Here is a 25,279-nt window from a genome sequence, read left to right as displayed (position 1 = left end):
TTCCGGAGCCGCTGTGTCCGGGGCATTCCCCGGCCCGCCCCCGTCCCGTAGCGTGGCGGGGGTGAACGCGAACCCGTCCACCCCCGCCCGGTACGACGCCGTGATCGTCGGCGGCGGCCACAACGGGCTGGTGGCCGCCGCCTACCTCGCCCGGGCCGGACGCCGGGTCCTGCTGCTCGAACGGCTGCCCCGGGTCGGCGGGGCCGCCGTCTCCACCCGGGCGTTCCCCGGCGTGGACGCCCGGCTGTCGCGCTACTCCTACCTGGTCAGCCTGCTGCCGCGGAAGATCGTCCAGGAGCTGGGCCTGCGGCTCGACCTGCGGCGCCGCCGGATCGCCTCGTACACGCCCACCGTCCGGGACGGGAAGCCCACCGGCCTGCTGGTGGACGCCGCCGACCCCGGCCGGACCGGGGAGGCGTTCCGGGCGCTCACCGGAACCGACCGGGAGTGGGAGGCCTGGCAGCGCTTCTACGGCATGACCGGACAGGTCGCCCGACGGGTCTTCCCGACCCTCACCGAGCCGCTGCCCGCACGCGCCGAACTGCGCCGGCGGATCGCCGACGACGCCGCCTGGACCGCCCTGTTCGAACGGCCGCTGGGCGAGACGATCGAACGGACCTTCAGCGACGACCTGGTCCGCGGGATCGCCCTGACGGACGCACTGATCGGTACCTTCACCCACGCCCACGACCCCTCGCTCCGGCAGAACCGCTGCTTCCTCTACCACGTGATCGGCAACGGGACGGGCGACTGGGACGTCCCGGTCGGCGGCATGGGCGCGGTGACGGACGCGCTGGCCGAGGCGGCCCTGGCCGCCGGCGCGGAGATCCGTACCGGGTGCGAGGTCACCGCCATCGCCACCGACGGCCACGGCGACGCCGAGGTGACGTACCGCCACCGGGGCGGCGAGGCCACGGCGGCGGGCCGCCGGGTGCTGGTCAACGCCGCCCCGGCCACCCTGGCCCGCCTCCTCGGCGAGGAGCCCGGGCCCGCGCCCGAGGGCGCCCAGCTGAAGGTCAACCTGGTGCTGCGCCGGCTGCCGCGGCTCCGGGACACCGGCGCGGACCCCCGGGAGGCCTTCGCGGGCACCTTCCACATCGCCGAGGGCTACCGGCAGTTGGAGACCGCCTACGCCGAGGCGGCGGCCGGCCGGATGCCCTCCGCGCCCCCGTCGGAGATCTACTGCCACACCCTCACCGACCCCACCATCCTGGGCCCCGAAGCCGTCCGCCAGGGCCTCCAGACGCTGACCCTGTTCGGCCTGCACATGCCCGCACGGCTGTTCACCGACCCGGCCGCCAAGGAGCGCGCCCTGGCGGCCAGTCTGGCCCAACTGGACGAGGTGCTGGCCGAACCGATCGCCGACTGCCTCGCGCCGGACGCCACCGGCCGGCCCTGTGTGGAGGCCAGGACCCCGCTCGACCTGGAACGGGAGATCGGCCTGCCCGGCGGCCACATCTTCCACCGGGACCTCTCCTTCCCGTTCGCGACCGGGCCCGTGGACGGCCCCGCCGCCCGCTGGGGCGTGGCGACGGCCCACCCGAACGTCCTGCTGTGCGGCGCGGGCGCCGTCCGCGGCGGCGGAGTCAGCGGCATCCCCGGCCACAACGCCGCCCGGGCCGCCCTCGAAGCCCTGTCCGGTTAGGCCCGGTCGGCGTCGGCCCCGGCGCCGGTCAGCTCCGGTCGGCGTCGGCCCCGGCGATGGCCCCGGCGATGGCCTCGGCGGTGGTCTTCAGGTCGTGCAGCCACCCGTCGAGGCCCTGGCGCAGGATCGCGGTCGCGGTGGGAACGTCCGCGTCGACCTGGGGCCCGGTGTGGGTCTCCTCGGTGCTCACCCGGACGCCGCCCTCGACCTTGGTGAAGTTCCACACGTGGACGCCGTCGATGTGCAGCCCTTCGGCGACGGCGGGGCCCGTCCAGCGGATGCAGGACTCCCGCTTGAGCTGCTGGACGGTCGAGGTGATGTCCAGGCTGGTGGCGGTGGTCGCGGGGTTGGGCGGGAGGGGGGTCGTCCACCGGAACGCCGAACCCGGGCGCAGGCGGCCGTGGTCGAGGCGCTCCGCGCTCGCGACGGGGCCCTGCCAGGACGGCCAGCGCTCCACGTCGGTCTGGAGCTTCCAGATGGTGTGCAGCGGCGCGTGGACCACCGTCTCGGTCCGGTAGCGGACCTGGGCCCGGGGATCGACGCCCTGGCCGCGGCAGGTCAGGGAGGTGCCGGGGTGCGAGGTGGCGGCCCCGGCGGGCGCGGCCGCGGTGCCGAGGAGGCTGACGACGAGCGGGACGGCGAACAGGGCGGCGCGGACGCCGGTGCTGCGGGTGCCGGACATGGGATTCCCCTTGATCGAGTGTCAGTTGGTGGGCGGGCGTTGCCTGTCGGGCTGCGTGCGAGGCTGCGGCAGCCCCGCACGCGATAGATGCTTGCGCGTTCGTTAGAAGTTATAACGCGAATCCCCGTAAGAGGTCAACAGCTTTCGTGACACCCTCTAACCAGGGGCCGGGCGACGGGCGGCCGAGCGCCCCAAACTCTCCTTATGGGACGGAACGTGTCGAACCCGGGACCCTACGTGACCTTCGCCCTGCCCCAGGTCGACGCACCACCGCGCCACCGGGCCATAAGTCCTGCTTGGCGAGGGGCCTATGAACCGTCGTTGGACGCGGCGGCGCGATCGGCTCGATGTTGGCCGCATGACGTCTCCCGCTGCGTCCGACGCGGCCGCCGTGAACCAGAGCAGGACCCCGCACGAGATCGCCGTGGTGGGCGCAGGCGCCGCCGGCACCCTCACGGCGCTGCGCCTGCTCCACCACGCGGCCGCCGGGAGACCCGCACCGGCCCGGATCTGGCTCATCGACCCCGGGCCCGCAGGCCCGGGGCTGGCGTTCGGTACCGACGCGCCGCACCACCTGCTGAACGTCCCGGCCGGCCGAATGAGCGCCCACCGGGACGACCCCGGCCACTTCGTGCGCTGGCTCAGCGACCGCGGCGGCGAGCACGACTTCGTCCCCCGGCGCCTCTTCGGCCGCTACCTCGCCGAGAGCCTGGCAGCGGCTGCCTCCGGCCCCGGCACCCCCGACCTGGTCCGAGTGCCCGACCGCGTCGTCGCCCTCACCCACCGGCCCCGGGCGACCACCCCGCCGCTGCGCCTGTGGCTGCACGACGGGCCACCGCTCGACGTCGACGCGGCGGTGCTGGCCCTGGGCAACTTCGCACCCGGCCAAGCCTGGGCACCGCCGGCGCTGCGCGACTCCGGGCGGTTCCTGGCCGACCCCTGGGCACCCGGCGCCCTCGCGGCCGTCCCCGAGGACCGCGACGTCCTGCTCGTCGGCACCGGCCTGACCATGGTCGACATGGCGCTCAGCCTGCAACGCCCCGGACGCGTCGTCCACGCCCTGTCCCGGCACGGCCTGGTCCCCCGACCGCACGCCGCCACCCCGCTCACCACCCCGGCCGCACCGGCCGTCCCGCAGCTCGACGCCCGTGCGGGGCTGCCCGCGCTGCGCCGGGCGGTACTGTGCCAGATCGCCCGCTGCCGCCGCGTCCACGGCGACTGGCGGGCCGGGGTCGACAGCCTCCGCCCCCTCACCAGCGCCCTGTGGCAGCAGCTCTCACCCGCCGACCAGGCCCGGCTGCTGGCCCGGGACCTCCGGCTCTGGGAGACCCACCGCCACCGGATCCCGCCGGTCAGCGCCAGGGCCCTGCGCACCGCCGTCGACGCGGGCCTGGTCAGCATCGGCCGGGGCACCGTGGCCGACGCCAAGACCACCGCGGACGGCCCCGGCGAGGTCGGCGAGGTCATCGACGTCCGGCTGGACGACGGCCGCGCGCTGCGGGTGGGGGCGGTGCTGAACTGCACCGGCTCCGAGGCCGAACTCACCCGGGTCGACGACCCGCTGATCACCGACCTGCTCACCACCGGCCTCGGCTCCCCCGCCCCCGTCGGCGGCGGCTTCGACACCGCCGCCGACGGCCGGCTCCTCCCCGCGGGCGGCCGGGCTCCGGCGCCGCTGTGGACGCTGGGCTCGCTGCGGCGCGGCAACCTGCTGGAGACGACCGCCATCCCGGAGATCCGCTGCCAGGCCGACGACCTCGCCCTGCTGCTGGGCCGCAGCGCGGCGGGAACGCCGAGCGGGCCGGGAGCGCCGAACGGAGCGGTACCGGCCCGCTGAGCGGGCGTGCACGTCAGCGGCCCGCGGCGCGACCGGACGCGCCGCGGGCCGGGCCGCACCCGGCCGGGCCCGGTCAGGCCTGGCCGGTCGTCGAGAGCGCCACCACCTTCGTCACCGAGCCGTCGTCCCCGAGGACGTCGCGCAGGTGCCGGAAGCCCAGCCGTCGACACATCGCCAGGCTCGGGGCGTTCTCCGCACCCACCATGCCGTAGACCTCCTTGAGCCCCAACTCGTCGGCGGCGTAACGGATCAGTCCGCGGACCACCTCGGTGCCCAGGCCCCGGCCCCAGAACTCCGGGGCGAGGGCGGTGACCAGCTCGTGGCCGTCGACGTTCCCGGTCTTCTTCACCTCGGCGTGGCCCGCGTACCTCCCGTCCAGCCACAGGCCCCACACGTCGAAGATCCGCTGCGGGTACACGTCGGTCAGGATCGCGCGGAACAGCGCGCGGATCTGCGGCTCGGGCACCAGGTCCTGGCCCATCCAGCTGCACACGTCAGCGTTGCGGAGGAGGGAGACGAAGGCGTCCTCGTCCTCGGCCCGGTAGGGGATGAACTCCAGGTGTTCGGTGCGCAGCGAAGGGGTCACGGTCAGCTCCTCGGGGTTGTCGTGGGACGGAAGTGCTGCGACCGGTCAGGATCCGGCGCTCTCCATGCGCTCGCGCAGGCTCCGCGGCCGCATGTCGGTCCACACCTCGTCGACGTAGGCGGTGCACTCCGCCTCGGTGCCCTCCTGGCCGACGGGCTGCCAGCCGGCGGGCACGTCGAGGTCGACCGGCCAGAGGGAGTACTGCTCCTCGTCGTTGCGCAGCACCTGGTAGCGGGTGTTCTCGTCCATGTCGTGCTCCTTCGTCGTTGTCGGGTTTCCAGCGGTGGTCTTGCGGTGGTGGTCTTGCGGCAGTGGTCTTGCGCGGTGGTCTGACAGCAGGGGGTTCAGCGGCGGGTGGTCGTCGGTGGGTGGGCGGCCGTCACCGTCCTCCCCGGGCGTGCCGGGCGATGTGCCGCAGCGCCACGGCGAACTCCTCGGCCGCCCGGCGCACGGTCGCCGTGTCGTGGAGGGCGGGGCGGTGGTGCCAGGTGAAGGCGAGGCGCCCGTGCTGCGCCGCGCCCACCACCTCCACCGGATGCGAGCCGCCGTCGCGGGGGTCGTGGTCCTGCCCGAAGGAGCCGTGCTCGGCGCGGACCAGGCCGTCGCCGGCGGTCTCGGGCCGCGCGTCCCACTGGCCGAGGTAGTTGAAGACCACCTGGCCGTGCGCGCCGGCGGCGAGGCGCTCGCGGACCTCGGGCGGGCCGAAGGTGCGCAGGGCGCCGAAGCCCAGCCCGTTGCCCGGCACGGCGCGCAGCTGGCGGCGGACCGACTTCACCAGGGCGCGCCAGTCGCGGTCCGGGCCGAGGTCATCGGGGTCGGGGACGTGGAAGGTGACCGGGTGCATGGTGGTGAACCAGCCGACCGTGCGGGACAGGTCCACGCCCTCCACGACGTCCTCCCGGCCGTGCCCCTCCAGGTCCAGCCGGATCCGCTCGTGGCCGGTCCAGCGGGCCAGTGCCAGGGCCAGGGCGGTCAGCAGCACGTCGTTGACGCGGGTGCGGTAGGCCGCCGGGGCCGCGCGCAGCAGTGCCTCGGTGTCCTCCTCGTCCAGTTCGACGGTGACCGTCGCGGTCTCGGCGGCACCGGGTTCGACGGTCCCGGGCTCGGCCGCACCGGGGTCAGCGGGACCGGGGTCAGCGGCACCGGGCACGGCGGATCGGCCGGGCAGGGCCTCGGCGGCGCTCACCGCCTCGTCCCAGTAGGGCAGTTCGTGGTCCAGGCCACCGTCGGCGACATGGGCCGCGAGCCGGAGCGCCCAGTCCCGGTAGGAGGTGCCGCGCTCCCCCAGCGTGATCGCCGTGCCCAGGGCAGCCTGCCGGTAGGCGCTCTCCAGGTCGTCGCGCAGCAGGCGCCAGGAGACGGCGTCGACGACCAGGTGGTGGGCGACCAGCAGCAGGAGCGCCGGGCGGTCCGGGGCGCCGGTGAACAGGGCCGCCCGCAGCAGCGGGCCCCGGGCCAGGTCGAAGCCGGCGTGCAGTTCGTCGGCCGCCTTGGCCATGGCCGCGTCGGCGACCTCGGCGCTCTGCCCGGTCAGGTCGTACCGGACGAGGACGTCCTCGGCGGGGGCCGGCGGCGGGTTGAACTGGTGCCAGCCCGTCTCGTCGTGGGTGAAACGCAGCCGCAGGGCGTCGTGGTGTTCGAGCAGGGCGTCCAACGCGGCCCGCAGTGCCCGCGGGTCGGGGTCGGCGCCGAGTTCGAGCAGGGTCGACTGGTTGAAGTGGTGGTGGGCGGCGCGCGGGGTGGCCAGGAACCACTCCTGGATGGGGGTGAGCGGCACGTCCCCGGTGACCGGGCCGTCGTCCTCGCGGTCGGGGGCGGTGCGCACCACGGTGGCCAGTTCGGCCACCGTCTGGTGGGTGAAGAGCTCCCGGGTGGCGAGGTACAGGCCGTCCCGGCGCAGCCTGGACACCACCTGCATGCTGAGGATGGAGTCGCCGCCGAGCAGGAAGAAGTTGTCGTCGGCGCCGACCTCCTCGATGCCCAGGACGTCGGCCCAGATCCGGGCGATCCGGCGTTCGGTGTCGGTGCCCGGCTCCCGGCGCGGACCGGCCGCGGCCTGCACGGGCCCGGGTTCGGGCAGGGCCCGCCGGTCGAGCTTGCCGTTCGGGGTGAGCGGCAGCCGTTCCAGCGGGACGAACACCGACGGGACGAGGTGCGGCGGCAGCAACCCGGCCAGGTGGGCGCGCAGTTCGGCGGCGGGCAGGCCCGCAGTGGCCCCATCGTCGTCGCCCTCCGGTGCGGCACCGCCCGCTCCGGCCCCGACCGCCGGGACGACGTAGGCGACCAGCCGGCCGGCCCCGGAGCCCGCACCGCTCCCGGGGGCGTCGGCGCGCACGGTGACGACGGCGTCGCGCACCAGGGGGCTGCGGCGCAGCGCGCTCTCGATCTCGCCCGGTTCGATCCGGAAGCCGCGCAGCTTGATCTGGTCGTCGACGCGGCCGGCGAAGCGCAGTTCGCCGTCAGCGTCCCGGTGGGCGAGGTCGCCGGTGCGGTACATCCGCTCGCCCGGTGCGCCGAAGGGGTCGGCGAGGAACCGCCCGGCCGTCAGTCCCGGGCGGCCGAGGTAGCCGCGGGCGAGGCCGGGACCGGCCAGCCAGAGCTCTCCGGTCACGCCGGGCGGCACCGGCCGCAGGGCGGCGTCCAGGACGTAGCTGCGGGCGGCGCCGCCGGGGCGGCCGATCGCCGGTGCGCCGGTGCCCGGCGACAGCGGGCCGGTCCAGGTGGCGACCACGGTGGCCTCGGTGGGGCCGTAGGAGTTGATCATCCGACGGCCGGGGGCCCAGGTGTCGACCAGATCGGCCGGGCAGGCCTCCGCCCCGACGACCAGGGTGCGCAGGGCGGGCAGGGTCGCGGCCGTCGCCGGGTCCACGGTGGCCAGGGCCGCCGGGGGGATCAGGGCGTGGGTGATGCGCCGTTCGGCCAGGACCTTGGCCAGCCGCTCGCCGACGAGCGGCCCTTCCTCCCCCGTGACCAGGGTGGCCCCGCTGAGCAGGGAGACGCACAGTTCCAGGACGGAGGCGTCGAAGCTGGGCGAGGCGAACTGGAGCACCCTGGCCCCGGGGCCGGCGGCGTACTGCTCGGCGGCGGCCTCCGCGAAGGCGGCGAGTCCGGCGTGGGTCACCAGGACGCCCTTGGGCGTGCCGGTCGATCCGGAGGTGTAGATGACGTAGGCCGGGTGTCCGGGGGTGAGCGGGGTGGCGCGGTCGGCGTCGGTGGGCGCGGTCTCGCGGTCGGTGGCGCGGTCGGCGTCGGTGGGCGGGGTCTGTGGCCCGTCGGCGGACCACACCTCGGCCGGGTCGTCGAGCACCAGGTGGGCACCCGCGTCGCGCACCATGAACTCCCGCCTGGGCGCCGGGTAGTCCGGGTCCACCGGGAGGAAGGCGCCGCCGGCCTTGGCGACGGCGAGCTGGGCCACCACCGCCGCCGCCGAGCGGGGCAGGGCGAGGGCGACCAGCCGCTCCGGCCCCACGCCGCGCCGGATGAGCCGGTGGGCCAGCCGGTTGGCCACCCGCTCCACCTCGGCATAGCTCAGCTCGCGGCCGCCGTCGAGCAGCGCCACCGCGTCGGGGGTGCGGGCGGCCCGGCGCTCGAAGAGTTCGGCCAGGGTCGCCTCGGGGACGGGGCGGAAGGTGCCGCGCGCCCGGTCCAGTTCGGCGGCCAGCTGGTCGCCACCGGCGAGCGGCAGCGTGCCGATGGCGCGATCCGGGTCCTCGGCGACGGCGGTGAGCAGGGTGGCGAGCTGCCCGGCCATCCGCTCGGCCGTGGCCGGGTCGAACAGGTCGGTGTTGTAGGTGATCAGGCCGTGCAGCGCGCCGGAGTCGGCCTCCGCGAACTCCAGCGCGAGGTCGAAGGCCGCCTGCGTGGTGTCGGTCTCGACGTCGGTCACGTGCAGGCCCGGGAGGTCGAGGTCGGCGGCCGGGGTGTTCTGGAGGACGACCAGGGCCTGGAAGAGCGGGCTGCGGCTGGTGTCGCGCACCGGCTGCACCTCGTCGACCACGCGCTCGAACGGCACGTCCTGGTGGGCGAAGGCGTCCCGGACGGTCTGCCGGACCGCGCCGAGGAAGTCGCCGAAGGGCTGCGCGGGTTCCACCCGCGAGCGCAGCACCAGGGTGTTGACGAAGAAGCCGACGAGGCTCTGGGTCTCCGCCTGCTCGCGGCCTGAGGTGACGGTGCCGACGGCGATGTCCTGGTCGCCGCCGAGCCGGGCGAGGTAGGCCTGCGCGGCGGCGACCAGGGTGGTGAACAGGGTGGCGCCGCGCTCCCGGCCGACCCGGGCCAGTCGGCGGGCCGTGTCGGCGGGCAGCTCCAGGCGGGCGGTGGCCCCGTTGGTGGTGCGCACGGCGGGCCGAGGCCGGTCGGTGGGCAGGCGCAGCGTCGAGACGTCGGCCAACTGCTCCTTCCAGTAGGCGAGTTGGTCGGCCCCGGCGGCGCCGACCGTGCGCTGCCAGTGCGCGTAGTCGGCGTACTGCACCGGCAGCGGCGCCAACCGGCTCTCCCCGGAGCCGAGTTCGGCGCGGTAGAGGTGGGCCAGATCGGTGAGCAGGACGGCGGTCGACCAGCCGTCGGTGACGATGTGGTGCAGGGTCAGGGCCAGCACGTGGTCGCCCTCGGCCAGCCGCACCAGGGCGGTGCGCAGCAGCGGTCCGCGGCGCAGGTCGAAGGGGCGGGCCCGCTCGGCGGCGAGCAGGCCGCGCAGGGCCTCCGCCCGCGGCTGCGCCGGCCGGCCGGACAGGTCGTGCAGCGGCAGCGGCACGTCCTGCGGCGGGTGGACGAGCTGGACGCCGTGGCCGTCGACGCTGTCGAAGGTGGTGCGCAGCGACTCGTGCCGGGCCGCGAGGGCGCGCAGTGCCGCGCCGAGGGCGTCGGTGTCCAGGACGCCGCGCAGGCGCAGCGCGAGCGCGGTGACGTACTCGGCGCCGCCGGGCGCGAACTCCTCCAGGAACCACAGGCGTTGCTGGGCGTAGGACATCGGCGCGGCGCCGTCGCGGGCGACCGGGAGGACGGGCGGGCGCCCCGGGCTTCCCGGGCTTCCCGGGCGGCCCTGCTCCTCGGTGAGCAGGCGGGCCAGGCCGGCCGGTGTGGGGTGGTCGAAGACGGCGCGGGGGGTGAGGTCGGCGCCGAAGGCCTCGGCCAGGCGGGCGACGAGCCGGATGCTGAGGATCGAGTCGCCGCCCAGCTCGAAGAAGCCGTCCTCCACGCCGGGCGGCCGGATGCCCAGGACGTCCCCGAAGACCTCGGCGGTGCGGCGTTCGGCCTCGGTGCGCGGCTCGATCCGCGCGCGGCGTCCGCTCCCGTGCTCCTCGTCCGGCGCCGGGAGGGCCGCCCGGTCGACCTTGCCGTTGCGGCTCAGCGGGAGGGCGGCGAGCGGGACGAAGGCGGCGGGGACGAGGTAGTCGGGCAGCGCGCGGGCGGCGAAGGCCCGCAGTTCCCCGGGTTCGGCGCCCGCCGGGCCGACCACGTAGGCCACCAGGCGCCGGGCGCCGGGCCGGTCCTCGCGGGTGACCACGGCGACGTCGGTGACCTGGGGGTGGCGGGCGAGTGCGGCCTCCACCTCGCCGGGTTCGACCCGGAAGCCGCGGATCTTCACCTGGTCGTCCGCGCGGCCCAGGAACTCGACGGTGCCGTCCGGGCGCCGCCTCGCCAGGTCGCCGGTGCGGTACATCCGGGCGCCGGGCGGGCCGGAGGGGTCGGCGAGGAAGCGGGCCGCGGTCTCGCCGGGCCGGCCCAGGTAGCCGCGGGCCACGCCCTCGCCGGCGACGTACAGTTCGCCCGCGCAGCCCGGCGGGACGGGCCGCAGGCGCCGGTCGAGGACGTGGACGCGGCGGTCGTCCAGGGGGTGGCCGATCGGCAGGGTGTCGGGCACCGCCGCCGCCTCCGCGACGGCGAAGGCGGTGGCGAAGGTCGTGGTCTCGGTGGGCCCGTAGCCGTCCACCACGGTCAGCCCGGGGCAGGCCGCCAGGACGCGGCGCACCGCGGCGGCGGGCACCACGTCCCCGCCGGTCCACAGCGTGCGCAGGCCCGCGAAGCAGTCCGGCGCGTCCTGGGCGAGCAGCCGGAAGAGCCCGGCGGTGAGCCACAGCGCCGTCGGCCCGTCCGGTCCGGCGAGCCGCCGCAGCAGGGCGGCGTCCACCGGCCCGTCGGGGGCGACGAGCACGCAGCCGCCGCCCAGCAGCGGCGCCCAGACCTCGAAGGTGGCGGCGTCGAAGGCGACCGGCGAGTGCAGCAGCACCCGTGCGCAGCGGCCGTCGGCGAAGCGGCTGTCGGTGGCGAGCGAGGCCACGTCGCGGTGCCGTACCGCCACCGCCTTGGGCACCCCGGTGGAGCCCGAGGTGAACATCACGTACGCCAGCCGGTCGGGGTCGGCGGGCGGCAGGGCCGCCGCCACCGGCCCGGCCGCGCCGGTGCGCGCGGCGGTGACCTGCTCGGAGGTGAGCCGCAGGGCGGCGCCGACCTGGTCGAGCAGGGCGCGGCGGCGCTCCTCGGGGGCCCGGAGGTCGACGGGCAGGTAGGCACCGCCCGCCTTGAGGACGGCCAGCTGGGCGGCGACGAGTTCGGCGGAGCGGTCCATCAGCAGCGCCACCCGGTCTTCGGGGGCCAGGCCGTCGGCCAGCAGCCGGGCCGCCAGGCGGTCGGACCAGTCGTCGAGTTGGCGGTAGGTCAGCTCGCGGTCGCCGTCGCGCACGGCGGGCGCGCCGGGGGTGCGCCGGACCTGCTCGGCGAAGACCTGGAGCGGGCTGCGCGGCGCCACCGGGCGGGCGGTTCCGTGCCAGGAGGCCAGCTGCTCCCGGTCGGCGGGGGTGAGCCGGTCCAGCTCGGCGAGGTCGCCGTCGAGGCCGTCGGCGAGGGCGGTGAGCAGCAGGACCAGGCGGTCGGCCGCGCCGTGGGCCGTCCGGTGGTCGAAGAGCGCGGGGTCGTAGGCCAGGTCGAAGCCGAGCCGCTCGGCCAGGTGGGCGCGCAGGCACCAGGGGAAGGTGGTGGCGTCGTCGGCGCGCACCTCGACCACCCGCACCCCGGTCCGGTCGGCGGCCGACTCGTCGACGGGGTAGTTCTCGAAGACCGCCATGCTGTCGAACAGCGGCTCCCCGGCAGGCAGGTCGCTCAGGGCCTGGACGCGTGGTAGTGCCAGGTGGTCGAAGCGGCGGCCGTCGCTCTGGCGTTCCTGGAGCTCCCGCAGCCAGGGCAGCACGCCGCCCGAGGGGATCGGGACCCTGGTCGGCACGGTGTTGATGAACAGGCCGATCATCGACTCGACGCCGGGCAGTTCGGCCGGGCGCCCGGACACGGTGGTGCCGAAGACCACGTCGTCGCCGCCGCTGTAGCGGGCCAGCAGCAGCGCCCAGGCGCCCTCCACCACGGTGTTGACGGTCAGTCCGGCGGCCGCGGCGTTCTCGCGCAGCCGCCGGGAGAGCGTCTCGTCCAGTTCGCGGCGGGCCGCGGCGCTGGAGCGGGCGCGGTGGGCCCGCGTCGGCGGGCGGTCGTACGGCAGCGGGGTCCGGCCGGTGAACCCGGCCAGCAGGCCGCGCCAGTGGGCCTCGGCCGCCTCCTCGTCCCGCTCGTGCAGCCAGCCCAGGAAGTCCGCGAACGGCCGTCGGACCGGCCGGGGCGCCTGCGGGCCGCCGGTCAGCGCGGCGTACTCCTCGCACACCTCGGTGAGCAGTTGTCCGGTGCTCCAGCCGTCCAGGATCAGGTGGTGGGTGGACCACAGCAGCAGGACCTCGTCGCCGGGCAGCGCGGCCAGGGTCAGCCGGGTGAGCGGCGCGGTGGCGAGGTCCATCCCGGCGGCGCGCTCCTCGGCGAGCAGCCGCTCCGTCCGGTCGGCGCGCTGCCCGGGCGTCAGGTCGCGCCAGTCGAGCCGGCGGACGGGCAGTGCGGCATGCCGCGCGACCACCTGGACGGGGTGCGGCAGGCCCCGCCAGTGAACACTGGAACGCAGTGCCGGGGTGCGGTCGGCGACCTGCTGCCAGGCCTCGGCGAAGGCCCGCGGGTCGGCCACGCCGGCCAGGCGCACCGCGATCCGGTCCACGTAGGCGCCGTCGGCGTCGACGAGCCCGTGGAAGAGCATGCCGGACTGCAGCGGCGTCAGCGGGAGCACGTCGTCGGTCTCGCGCCCGTCGCCGACGAGCCGGTCCAGCCGGTCCTGGTCGAGGCCGGCGAGCGGGAAGTCCGACGGGGTGCGGCCGCCGGCGTCCGGGCGGGCGCAGTGCGCTGCCAGCTCGCGCAGCGCGGCGCCCATCTCCTCGGCGAGCCCGCGGACGGTGGCCTCGTCGTAGACGGCGGCGGGGTAGGTCCACGCCAGTTCGAGGCGGCCGTCCTGGACCGCGCCGATGATGTCCAGCAGGTAGGGGCGGGGCTCGTCGGGGTCGGTGTCGCGACCGGCCGGGGGCAGCGCGCCGCGGACCAGGCCGTCGGCGCCGCCGCGGGTGTCCCACTGGCCGTGGTAGTTGAAGCCGATCTGCGGCGCCGCCGAGCCGGTCAGCGGGCCGTCCGGCCGCAGGTGGCGCAGCGCGCCGTGGCTGAGTCCGCGCAGCGGGACGGCGCGCAGCTGCTCCTTGACCGAGCGCAGGGTGTCGTGCCATCCGGCGTCGGGGTCGACGCGCAGGGCGAGCGGGAACTCGGCGGTGAACCAGCCCACCGTCCGGGAGAGGTCCAGGTCCTCGAACAGGTCCTCGCGGCCGTGCCCCTCCACTCCGACCAGCACGGTGTCCCGGCCGCACCAACGGGCCAGGGTGCGGCCCAGGGCGCTGAGCAGGACGTCGTTGACCTGGGTGCGGTAGACCTCGGGGACGCGGCGCAGCAGCGCCTCGGTGGTCCGCTCGTCCAGCGTCACCTGGACGGTGGCGGCGGTGGCGTGGGTGTTGGAGGCGCCGGTGTCAGGGGCGGGGCGGCCGGCGGGCAGGTCGGCCGGGGCCGCGCCGGTGCGCGTCCAGTGGCCGAGGTCGCCGTCCAGGGCGCCGGCGCGGGTGTGCCGCTCCAGCCGGGTGGCCCAGCGGCCGTAGGACGTGCCGGTCGGCGGCAGGGCGACGGGGGCTCCGGCGCGGGCCGTGCGGTACGCCGCTTCGAGGTCGGCCAGCAGGATGCGCCAGGAGACGCCGTCCACGGCCAAGTGGTGCACGGTGAGGACGAGTTGGCCCGGCTGCCGGGGGCCGGGGTCGAAGAACAGGGCCCGCAGCAACCGGCCGTCGACGGGGTCGAGCGAGCGCTGGGCCTCGTCGGTGGCGCGCTGGACCTGCGCCTCCGCGTCATGGCCGGCGAGGTCCGGGTGGCTGACGTCGTGCCGGGTGAAGATGCCGTCCGCCCCCTGGGGAAGCACCTCCTGGCGCCAGCCGGCCTCGGTGCGGTGGAAGCGGGTGCGCAGGGCCGGGTGGTGCTCCACCAGGGCCAGCACCGCCCGGCGCAGGGCCGCCGGATCGGTGCCGGGGGCCAGTTCCAGGCGCTGGGTCATGGTGAAGCGCAGGGCGTCGCCGGGGCGGCGGCCGTCGAGGTACCAGTGCTGGATCGGGGTGAGCGGCGCCTCGCCGGGCTCGGCTTCGCCGCCTTCCTGGCGATTGGTCAGATCTCCTGCACACAGGGAGAGTTCGGCGATGTTCTGGTGCCGGAAGACGTCCTTGGTGGTGAGGGCGAGCCCGGCGGCGCGGGCGCGGGAGACGATCTGGATGCTGAGGATGGAGTCGCCGCCGAGCGCGAAGAAGTTGTCCCGGGTGCCGACGCGCTCCACGCCCAGCACCTCGGCCCAGATCGCGGCGAGCCGTTCCTCGGCTCCGGGCCGCGGTGCGACGTACGGGGTGGTGCGGTCGGGCTGGGCGGGCGGGGCGGGCAGCGCGCGCCGGTCGGTCTTGCCGCCGGTGGTCCGCGGTATTCGGGCCAGCGGGACGAACGCGACGGGCACCAGGTGGTCGGGCAGCGTCCGCCGCAGCCAGGTCCGCAGTTCCTCGGCGGTCGGCACGCGGCGGCCGGCGGGCACCGGGTAGCCGACGAGCACCGTACGGCCGGCGTGCTCGCGCGCGGCGACCGCGCAGTCGGCGACGTCCGGGTGGGCGAGCAGGGCGGCCTCCACCTCCCCGGGCTCGATCCGGAACCCGCGGACCTTGACCTGTTCGTCGGCCCGGCCCCGGAACTCCAGTTGCCCGTTCGCGTCCCAGCGGGCCAGGTCGCCGGTGCGGTACATCCGGGCCCCGGGCGGGCCGTAGGGGTCGGCGAGGAAGCGGGCGGCCGTCAGCCCGGGCCGGTTCAGGTAGCCGCGGGCCACCTGCTCCCCCGCCAGGTACAGCTCCCCCGGCATGCCGGGCGGCACCGGCCGCAGGGCGCCGTCGAGCAGGTAGGCGCCCAGGTTACGGCCGGGGCGGCCGATGACGGGGCGCTCGGGGTGGTCCGCGCACCGGGCGTAGGCGGCGTCGACGGTGCACTCGGTGGGCCCGTACATGTTGTAGGCGGTGACGCCGAGGTCCGCGTGCGCCGCGCACAGCTCCCGCCAGACGGCGGCGGGGACGGCCTCGCCGCCGACCAGCAGCAGGCGCGGGTGGTGCGGGCCGGGGGCGAGCAGTCCGGCGGCGGTGAGTTCGCGCAGGAAGGAGGGGGTGACGTTGACCAGGTCCAGACGGCGGTCGACGACCTGGGCGCAGAACGCCTGCGGGTCCAGCCGGACGTCCTCGTCGATCAGGTGGAGCTCCTGGCCCAGTGCGAGCAGCAGCGGGCCCTCCCAGCTGGTGTCGAAGGAGAAGGAGGCGCTGAGCGCGGCCCGCAGCCGCCCTCCGTCGGCGGTGTGCGGCGCGACCAGGCCCTCCTGGTGGTCCCGGCAGAGGTTGACCAGCTGGCGGTGTTCGACGACGACGCCCTTGGGGCGGCCGGTCGAGCCGGAGGTGTGGACGAGGTAGGCGGCGTGCTGCGGCAGCAGGGGGGCGGTCCGCTCGGCGTCGGTCAGGTCGTGGGCGGGCAGCGCGTCCCACGGCACCTCGCGCAGGGCCTGCCCGGTCAGCACCACCCGGGGCCGGGTGTCGTCGAGGAGGAGGGCGGCCCGGTCCTCGGGCAGGTCCGGGTCGACGAAGAGCAGGGCGGCGCCCGCCTTGAGCACCGCGAACAGCGCCACCAGCAGGTCCGAGGTGCGCGGCAGCCGGACCGCGACCACCTGCTCCGGGCCGGCGCCGAGGGCGGCGAGGTGGCGGGCGAGCCGGTTGGCCCGCGCGTTGAGGGCGGCGAAGTCGAGGGTGGCGTCCCGGGCGACCAGGGCGGTGGCGTCCGGGGTGCGGGCGGCCTGCGCCTCGAACAGGGCGGGGAAGGTGGTGTCCGGCGCGGGCAGCGGCGTGCCCCGCCCCTGCCGCAGCACCCGGCGCCGTTCGTCGGCCGTCATCAGCGGCAGCGCCCCGACGGCCGTCTCCGGCGCCTCGGCCACGGCCTCCAGCAGGGTGCCCAGCCAGCCGGCCAGGTGCTCGGCGGTCCGCGCGTCGAACAGCCCGGTGTTGTACTCCAGATAGCCGGTCAGGCCTCCGTCGCGCTCGACGAAGTCGAAGGAGAGGTCGAAGGTGGCGCCGTGGACGGGCGGGGTGACCGGCTCCACCGTCAGGCCCGGCAGGTTCGGCACCTCGGCGCCGAGGTTGTGCAGGGCCACCATGACCTGGAAGAGCGGCGTGCGGCTGGTGTCGCGCTCCGGCTGGAGGGCGTCCACCAGCCGCTCGAAGGGCACCTCCTGGTGGGCGAGCGCTTCCAGGACGGTGCCGTGGGCGGCGGCCAGCAGTTCGCGGAACGACAGCTCCGGCCGGACGGCGCCGCGCAGCACCAGGGTGTTGACGAACATGCCGACCACGTCGTGGAGTTCGCCCTGCTCGCGGCCCGAGGTGACGGTGCCGACCGCGATGTCCTGCTGCCCGGACCAGCGGGCGAGCAGGACCTGGCAGGCCGCCAGGAGGGTGGTGTAGAGGGTGCCGTCGACCTCCCGGCCCCGTTCGCGCAACCGCGCGGTCAGCCCGGCGGGCAGGGTGAAGGCGACCAGCGCGCCGTCCCGGGTGCGTACGGCCGGGCGCGGCCGGTCGGTGGGCAGCTCCAGCGGGGTCAGGCCGTCCAGGGCCCGGCGCCAGTGGGCGAGGTCCGCCTCGGCGAGGTCGGTGCGCGCGCGCTGCCAGGACGCGTAGTCGGTGTAGCGCACGGGCAGCGCGGGCAGCCGTGGCGGGCGCCCCTCGCGGGCCGCCGCGTACAGCTCGCCCAGGTCGCGGCCCAGGACGCCCATCGACCAGCCGTCGGTGGCGATGTGGTGCACGGCCAGCGCGAGCACGTGCTCGTCCGCGGCCGTCCGGACCAGCCGGGCCCGCAGAAGGGGCCCGGCGGCCAGGTCGAACGGGGTGCCGGCGATCCGCTCCAGCAGCGCGTCCAGGGCCGCCGGGGGCGCCCCGGCAAGGTCCTCGCACGGCAGCTCGACCGGCTGCGGCGGGCGCACCACCTGCCGGGCGCGGCCGTCCCGCTCGGCGAAGGTGGTCCGCAGCGCCTCGTGCCGGGCGACCAGGGCGTCCAGGGCGGTGCCCAGCGCGGCCGGGTCGAGCGCTCCGCGCAGGCGCAGCACGGACAGCGAGGTGTACTCGGTGCTGCCCGGCTCGAACCGGTCGAGGAACCAGAGCCGCTGCTGGGCGTACGACAGCGGCGGCTCGGCCGCCGGGTCCGCGGCCGGGATGACCAGGGCCGACGGGCCGTCCGCCGCGCCCGGCTCGCCGAGCGAGCCGAGGGCCTCGGCCAGGTCCGCCAGCACCGGGTGGCTGAACAGCAGCCGGGGCGAGAGATCCGCCGCCCCGAAGGCCGCGCGCAGCCGGGCGGTGACCCGGACGGCGAGGATGGAGTCGCCGCCCAGGGCGAAGAAGTCGTCCTCGGCGCCGATCTCCCCGGTGTCCAGGACCTCCGTCCAGGCCGCGGCGACCAGCCGCTCGGCGCGGGTGCGGGGCGCGGTGCGCTGCCGGCCGGCGGCGAAGCCCTCCGGGCCGGGCGCGGGCAGCGCGCGCCGGTCGAGCTTGCCGTTGGGGGTGAGCGGCAGGACCGCCAGGGGGACGTACGCGGCGGGCACCAGGTAGGCGGGCAGCAGCCGTTCGAGGTGGGCGCGCAGGTCGGCGGCGGCCGGGGGGTGAGCCGCGCCGGGGCCGGCGACGACGTGGGCGACCAGTCGGCGGGTGCCGGAGGCGTCCTGGTACACGCCCACGGTGGCGGCGCCCACACCCGGGTGGGTCTGGAGGGCGGCCTCGATCTCGCCGGGTTCGATCCGGTAGCCGCGGATCTTGACCTGCTGGTCGGCGCGGCCCAGGTAGCGAAGGGTGCCGTCGGCCTGTCGGCGCGCCCGGTCGCCGGTGCGGTACATCCGGGTGCCCGGGGCCCCGAACGGGTCGGCGAGGAAGCGGGTGGCGGTCAGGCCGGGCCGGTTGAGGTAGCCGCGGGCCAGCCCCTCCCCCGCCACGTACAGCTCGCCCACGGCGCCCGGGGGCACCGGGGCCAGGTCGGTGTCGAGGACGTACAGCCGCAGGTCCTGGAGGCCGGTGCCGATCGGTGCGGGGCCGCCGGCCGCCGCGGTCGTGCGGTCCAGCGGGGCCTGGGTGACGTGCACGGTCGTCTCGGTGATGCCGTACATGTTCACCAGGCGCGGCGCGTCCTGCGGGTGGCGGTCGTACCAGTCGGCGAGGCGGCCTGCGTCCAGCGCCTCGCCGCCGAAGACCACCGTGCGCAGCGCCAGCCGGCGGGAGAGCTCGGGGTGTTCGGCGTCGGCGCGGGCCAGCGGGTGGAAGGCGGACGGGGTCTGGTTGAGGACGGTGACGCCTTCGTCGGCGAGCAGCCTCAGGAAGTCCTCCGGGGAGCGGGCGGTGTCCTCGGGCACGACGACGAGCCGGCCGCCGTGCAGCAGCGGGCCCCACAGCTCCCAGACCGAGAAGTCGAAGGTGTAGGAGTGGAACAGCGTCCAGACGTCCTCGGCGCCGAAGCCGAACACGTCCTCGGTCTGCTCGAACAGCCGCACCACGTTGGCGTGCGGCACCACGACGCCCTTGGGGCGGCCGGTGGAGCCGGAGGTGAAGATGGCGTAGGCGGGGCTGTCGGGCAGCGGGCGGTGCCCGGCGGCGAGCGGGGCGGCCGGGCCCCGGGCCAGGTCGGCGCGCAGCTGCGGGTCCGCCAGGGAGAGGACGGGCACCCCGTGCTCGAAGCTCTCGGGCGGCGCGCCGGGTGCGTGGGTCACCAGGGCCACCGGGGCGGCGTCGCCCAGCAGTTGGGCGCGGCGTTCGGCCGGCAGGCCCGGGTCGAGCGGCAGGTAGGCCGCGCCCGTCTTGAGGACGGCGAGGACGGCCACGACCAGGTCGGCCGTGCGGGGCAGCGCGAGGGCCACGAACCGCTCGGGCCCGGCGCCGAGTCCGGCCAGCCGGTGGGCGAGCCGGCCGGCCCGCGCGTCCAGGGCGGCGTAGTCGAGGTGCTCGTCGCCGCAGGTGACGGCCTCGGCGTGCGGGGTGCGGGCGGCCTGCGCCTCGAAGAGGTCGACCAGGGTCCGGTCGGGGCGGCCCCGCACGGTGCCGTCCCACTCGGTCAGCAGCCGCCGCTCCTGCGCGGTCGTCCACTCCAGGGCGCGCAGCGGCCGGTCCAGTCCGGCGGCCAGTCCGGTGAGCAGCAGGCAGAGCCGCTCGGCGAGGGCGCGGACCGTCGCGGCGTCGAACAGCTCCGGGTCGTAGGCGAGGTCGAAGCCGAAGTGCCCGCCCTGGTAGGCGCGCAGGACGAGCGGGTAGTTGGTGGCGTCCCGGGAGGTGACCTCCACCAGGCGCACCCCGCTGTCGGCCGTGCGGGCGTCGTCGAAGGGGTAGTTCTCGAAGGCGACGATGCTGTCGAACAGCGTGCCGCCGGACGGCACGCCGCTGAAGGCGGTGAGTTCGGCGAGGGACACCGCGGCGTGGCGCCGGGCCTCGGCCTGGGCCTCCTGGAGGTCGCGCAGCCAGTCGGCGGCGGTGCGGTCGCCGTCGACCAGGACCCTGGTGGGCAGGGTGTTGATGAACATGCCGATCATCGACTCGACGCCGGGCAGTTCGTCGGGGCGTCCGGAGACGGTCGTCCCGAACAGCACGTCCGGCTCGCCGCTGTACCGGGAGAGCAGCAGGGCCCAGGCGCCCTGCACCACGGTGCCGAGGGTGAGCCCGGCCTGCCGGGCGGTGCGGGCCAGCCGCTCGGAGGCCTCCGGCGACAGGCCGGCGGTGTGCGCGAGCGCCGAGCGGGCCCGGTGGGCCTCGCGCCGGACGCGGTCGGCGGGCAGCGGGGTGGCGGTGGCGAAGCCGTCCAGGACGCCCCGCCAGTGCGCGCGGGCGGCCGCGGTGTCCTGCCCGGCCAGCCAGTGCACGTAGTCGGCGAAGGGCCGGCGCACCGCCGGTGTCGGCACACCCCCGGTGGTGAGGGCCGCGTACTCCTCGAACACGTCGGTGAGCACCTGGGCCAGGCTCCAGCCGTCCAGGATCAGGTGGTGGGAGGTCCACAGCAGGTGCAGGCGGGCCTCGGGCAGCCGGACCAGGGTGAGCCGGGTGAGCGGCGCCGTGGCGAGGTCCAGCCCGTGGGCGAGGTCGTCCGCGCGCAGCCGGGCCAGCCGGTCGGCGCGCTCGCCCGGGTCGACCGCCCGCAGGTCCAGGTGGGTCACCGGCAGCCGGACGCCGCGGCGCACGACCTGGAGGGGGGCGGGGACGCCCTCCCACACCACCGAGGTGCGCAGCGCGGGCGTGCGGTCGGCGACCCGCTGCCAGGCCAGGGCGAAGGCGTACGGGTCGCCCACGCCCTCCAGCAGCAGGCCGGCCTGGTCCACGTAGACGTCGTCGGGGCCGCCGACCAGGCGGTGGAAGAGCATGCCCTCCTGGAGCGGGGTGAGCGGCAGCAGGTCCTCGACGTCCCGCCCGTCGCCGGCGATCCGGTCCACCCCGGCCTGGTCCAGTCCGGCCAGCGGGTAGTCGGAGGGGGTGCGGCCGCCGGCGTCGGGGCGGGCGCAGTGCTCGACGATGCCGGTCAGCGCCGCGGCCGTGGCCTGCGCCAGCGCGCGGACGGTGGCCGCCTCGTGCGCCTGGTCGCTGTAGTGCCAGGTGAGTTCCAGTTCGCCGTCGGCGACGACCGCGGAGACATCGAGCAGGTGGTCCAGGGGTTCGTCGGGGGCGAGCTCCCGGCCCGGCGCCTGGCCGGCGGGCGCGAAGTCGCCGGTCCCGGGGGCGGTCCACTGCCCGTGGTAGGTGAAGCAGACCTGCGGCAGCGGACGGTCCCTCAGGGCGTCGGCGGCGGGCGGGCCGAGCCGGGCCAGGGCCTCGTAGCTCAGGCCCCGGCGGGGTACGGCGCGCAGCCGCTCCTTGACCTGCTTGAGGGTGGCGGCCCAGTCGGGGGCGCCGGCCGGGCCGGCCGGGGCGAGGGTGACGGGGTACCGGGTGGTGAACCAGCCGACCGTCCGGGAGAGGTCGACGCCGTCGAAGAGTTCCTCGCGGCCGTGGCCCTCCAGGGCGATGGTCACCCGTTCGGTGCCCGTCCAGTCGGCGAGGGCCCGGCCCAGCGCGCTGAGCAGCACGTCGTTGACCTGGGTCCGGTAGGCCTCGGGGACTCTGCGCAGCAGGGCCTCGGTGGTGGCGCGGTCGAGCCGGGTGCGCAGGGTGCGCACGGAGGCGGCCGTGGGCGTGCCGGGGTGGTCGACGGGCAGCGGGGCCGCCGGGGCCCTGGTCTCGGCGCTCCAGTAGGGCAGGTCGTCGTCGAGGCCTCCGGCCCGGACCCGTTCGGCGAGGTGGTGGGCCCAGTCGGTGAACGGGGTGGGCTCGGGCTCCAGGTGCGGGGCGTCCCCGGCCGCCGCCTGCCGGTAGGCCTGTTCCAGGTCGGCGAGCAGCACCCGCCAGGAGACGCCGTCGACGGCCAGGTGGTGGGCGGTCAGGACGAGTTGGGGCCGGGCGTCGCCGCGGGCCCGGAACAGGACGGCGCGCAGCAGGGTGCCGGTGGCCGGGTCCAGGGCGGCGCGGGCGGCCTCGGCGGCCTCGACCCGGGCGGCTTCAGGGCCGGGGCCGGCGCCGGGGGCGGGCGGGTCGAGTCTGGTCAGCAGCCCGGTGCCCGGGTCCGCGACCGGCTCCTGGCGCCAGGTGCCCCCGGCGCGGGTGAAGCGGGTGCGCAGCGCCGGGTGGGCCGCCAGGACCGCCCGCAGCGCCTGGTCCAGGGCCGGCTCGTCGAGGTCGCGCGGCAGGTCGAGCAGCATCGACATGGTGAAGTGGCGCAGCGGGCCGTGGGCGGCGAAGAACCACTCCTGGACGGGGGTGAGCGGGGCCGGTCCGTCCGCGCGGCGCGGCCGGGGGGCCGGGGCGGCGGCCGGGCGGGCGGCGGCGACCAGGTCGGCGACGGTCTGGTGGCGGAAGACGTCCTGGGAGCCGATCCGCAGGCCGGCGGCGCGGGCCCGGGAGACGGCCTGGATGCTCAGGATCGAGTCGCCGCCGAGCTCGAAGAAGTTGTCGGTGACGCCGACCCGCGCCACGCCCAGCACCTCGGCCCAGATCCCGGCGAGGGTCTCCTCCTCGGGGGTGCGCGGGGCCACGAACTCCCCTTCCCTTCCTTCGCCTTCGAGGTCGGGGGCGGGCAGCGCTCGGCGGTCCAGCTTCCCGCTGGTGGTGAGCGGCAGGGTGTCGAGCGCGGTGAACGAGGACGGCACCAGGTGGTCGGGCAGCACCCGCCGCAGGGCGGCGCGCAGGTCGGCGGACGGGCGGGCCGCGCCGTCGGCGAAGACCAGGTAGGCCGCCAGCCGGGTGTGGCCGCGCGCGTCGGGCACGGCGGCGACGGCGGCCGCGGCGACCTGCGGCAGGTCGAGCAGCGCCGCCTCGATCTCGCCGGGTTCGATCCGGTGGCCGCGCACCTTGACCTGGTCGTCGGCGCGTCCGAGGTACTCCAGGCTCCCGTCGGCCGTCCAGCGGGCCAGGTCGCCGGTGCGGTACATCCGGGCGCCGGGCGGCCCGTACGGGTCGGCGGTGAAGCGGGCGGCGGTCAGCCCCGGCCGGCCGGCGTAGCCGCGGGCGACCTGCTCGCCGGCGAGGTGGAGTTCGCCGCTCACCCCGGGCGGTACCGGCTGGAGCCGGTCGTCGAGGACGTAGGCGCGCAGGTTGGGCAGCGGGCGGCCCACCAGCGGCCGGTCACCGCCCGCGATGCGGCAGGCGAGCGCGTCGACCGTGCACTCGGTGGGGCCGTAGTAGTTGTAGGCGGCGACGTCCGGGTGCCCGGCGAGTTCGCGCCAGAGCCGGGGCCCGACGGCCTCACCGCCGAGCATCAGCACCCGGGGGCGGTGGCGCGGGTCGTCGAGCAGCCCGGCGGGCAGCAGCTGGCGCAGGTAGGAGGGGGTCAGGTCGAGGAAGTCGACGCGGTGGCGCACGACGTACTCGACCAGGGCGGCCGGGTCCATCCGGGTCGTCTCGTCGACCAGGTGCAGCGGGTGGCCGTCGGCCATCAGCAGCACGCCCTCCAGGGAGGTGTCGAAGGAGAACGAGGCGGTCAGCGCCACGCGCAGCGGCCCGCCGCCCGCGTCGGCGACGAAGCCCGCCCGGTGGGCGGCGAGCAGGTTCACCACCGCGCGGTGCGGGACGGCGACGCCCTTGGGGCGGCCGGTGGAGCCGGAGGTGTAGAGCACGTACGCGGTGTTGGAGGGGTGCAGCGGGGCGGTCCGGTCGGCGTCACCGGGGTCGGTGTCCGGGCCGGTGTCGGGCAGCGCCCGGAGCGCCTGTTCGTCCAGGACCAGGGCGGGGCGGGCGTCGTCGAGCAGGTAGCGCAGGCGCTCGGCCGGCAGGGCCGGGTCCAGGGGCAGGTAGCCGGCGCCGGCCTTCCAGACGGCGAGGATCGCCACGATCATGTCGGCGGTGCGCGGCAGCCGCAGCGCGACCAGCCGTTCGGGGCCGGCGCCGCGGGCGATGAGCTGGTGGGCGAGCCGGTTGGCGCGGGTGTCGAGCGTCGCGTAGTCGAGCCGCTCGGCTCCGGCGACCAGGGCCGGGGCGTGCGGGGTCAGGGCGGCCCTGCGCCGGAACAGCTCGGGGTAGCTGGTGTCCTCGACGGGCAGCGCGGTGGCGTTCCAGTCCCGGGTGACCTGCCGGGTCTCCCGGGGCGAGAGCAGCGGCAGGGTGCCGAGCGGGCGGTCGGGCTCGGCGGCGGCGCCGTCCAGCAGCAGCAGGAGCTGGTCGGCCATCCGGCGTGCGGTGGGCGCGTCGAAGAGGTCGGCGCGGTACTCCAGCAGGCCGGTGAGCGCCTCGCCGTCCGGGACGAACTCGACGCTGAGGTCGAAGGTGGCGGCCTGCCGGGGCACGGCGACCGGGGTGAGCGCCGACCCCAGCGGGGTGGTGGCCTCGGGCGGCGCGGGGTGCAGCAGGACCAGCACGTCGAACAGCGGGTTGCGGCCCGCCTGGCGGGGTGCGCCGACCGCCTCGACGAGCCGTTCGAAGGGCGTGTCGCCGTGCGCGAGCGCGTCGTTGCCGGTCTCGGTGGCGGCCGCGAGCAGGTCGCGGAAGGATCCGGCGGGCTCCACCCGGGTGCGCAGGACGACGGTGTTGACGAAGCAGCCGACGGCCCGTTCCAGCTCGGTGCGGGAGCGCCCGGGCGTCAGGGAGCCGACGGTGACGTCCTGCTGGCCGGACCAGCGGGCCAGCAGCGCCTGGGTGGCGGCGACCAGGGCGGTGTGCAGGGTGCCGTGCCGTTCGGCCGCGAGCTCGCGCAGCCGGGCGGTGAGCGGCGCGGGGACGGTGAAGGCGTGGACGGCGCCGGGGCCGGCCTCCTCGCCGCGCCGCGGGTGGTCCAGCGGCAGTTCCGGCGGCACCGCACCGGCCAGTTTCGCCTTCCAGTGGGCCAGTTGGCCCTCCAGCCGGGCGCCGGAGAGCTGTTCGCGCTGCCACACCGCGAAGTCCGGGTACTGGACCGCCACCGGGGGAAGGTCCGGGGCGGCGCCGCGGGCCAGGGCCTCGTAGCCGGTGCACAGTTCGTCCAGGACGACGCCCATCGACCAGCCGTCGGTGACGATGTGGTGCGCCGTCAGTTGCAGGACGTGCGAGCGGTCCGACTCGCGCACCAGCAGGGCGCGCAGCAGCGGCCCCTGCCGGAGGTCGAAGGGGCGGGAGTACTCCTGGAGCAGGATCGCGTCGAGGGTCTCCCCGTCGGCCGGCTCCCGGACGGGCAGCGGCACCGGCCCGGCCGGCCGCACGGTCTGCACCGGGCGGCCGTCGGCCTCGTCGAAGGTGGTCCGCAGCCCCTCGTGGCGGGCCACGACGGCGGCCAGCGCCCCGGCGAGCGCCGCGCGGTCCAGCGGGCCGGTGAACCGTACGGCGACCGCGCTGTTGTAGCGGGGGTCGCCGGGGCGCAGCCGGTCCAGGAACCACAGGCGCTGCTGGACGAAGGAGGGCGGCAGCGGTCGGCTGCGGTCGGCTTGCGGGATGGACCGGTCGGCGGCGGCCCGGGCGCCGCCGGAGCGCCCGGCCAGCCGCAGGCGCAGCGCTTCGCGCAGGTCGGCGGGCAGGGCCTCGGCGCGGTCTCGCTTCGAAGGCGTCATGGTCGTCGGATCCTCACCGTTCG

At 76.6% G+C, this 25,279-nt stretch carries 6 protein-coding genes; 2 read left to right on the top strand and 4 right to left on the bottom strand.

The features are described from left to right. The first annotated feature begins 61 nt into the window (after window positions 1-61). Window positions 62-1,645 carry a phytoene desaturase family protein gene (locus ACIP37_RS11535; protein WP_400806127.1) on the top strand — a complete coding sequence of 528 codons (1,584 nt, stop codon included), beginning with the start codon at window positions 62-64 and terminating at the stop codon, window positions 1,643-1,645. Window positions 1,646-1,673: 28 nt separating this feature from the next. Here the strand turns inward: ACIP37_RS11535 and ACIP37_RS11530 are convergent, their stop codons facing one another. Beyond that, window positions 1,674-2,327, bottom strand: a complete 654-nt coding sequence (locus tag ACIP37_RS11530) for an SRPBCC family protein (protein WP_400806129.1) — start codon at window positions 2,325-2,327, stop codon at window positions 1,674-1,676. 358 nt (window positions 2,328-2,685) lie between these two features. Between ACIP37_RS11530 and ACIP37_RS11525 the strand changes: the two genes are divergently transcribed. Then, the gene (locus ACIP37_RS11525; RefSeq protein WP_400806131.1) at window positions 2,686-4,164 is read left to right on the top strand and encodes an FAD/NAD(P)-binding protein; all 1,479 of its coding nucleotides are present in this window, start codon (window positions 2,686-2,688) and stop codon (window positions 4,162-4,164) included. A gap of 73 nt (window positions 4,165-4,237) precedes the next feature. Here ACIP37_RS11525 and ACIP37_RS11520 read toward each other — a convergent pair whose 3' ends face one another. The 3 genes from ACIP37_RS11520 to ACIP37_RS11510 all read right to left on the bottom strand — a co-directional run bounded on the left by ACIP37_RS11520 (window position 4,238) and on the right by ACIP37_RS11510 (window position 25,256). Further along, the gene (locus tag ACIP37_RS11520; RefSeq protein ID WP_363586611.1) at window positions 4,238-4,750 is read right to left on the bottom strand and encodes a GNAT family N-acetyltransferase; all 513 of its coding nucleotides are present in this window, start codon (window positions 4,748-4,750) and stop codon (window positions 4,238-4,240) included. Window positions 4,751-4,795: 45 nt separating this feature from the next. Beyond that, window positions 4,796-4,999, bottom strand: coding sequence for an MbtH family NRPS accessory protein (locus tag ACIP37_RS11515; RefSeq protein WP_363586612.1), 204 nt, complete (start codon window positions 4,997-4,999; stop codon window positions 4,796-4,798). 130 nt (window positions 5,000-5,129) lie between these two features. Further along, window positions 5,130-25,256, bottom strand: coding sequence for a non-ribosomal peptide synthase/polyketide synthase (locus tag ACIP37_RS11510; protein WP_400806134.1), 20,127 nt, complete (start codon window positions 25,254-25,256; stop codon window positions 5,130-5,132). Between the last annotated feature and the right edge of the window lie 23 nt (window positions 25,257-25,279).

Origin of the sequence: Kitasatospora sp. NPDC088861 (assembly GCF_044750105.1) — a bacterium.
In the GTDB taxonomy this organism is placed as follows: domain Bacteria; phylum Actinomycetota; class Actinomycetes; order Streptomycetales; family Streptomycetaceae; genus Kitasatospora.
This window is presented reverse-complemented; position numbering and strand designations above follow the sequence as displayed.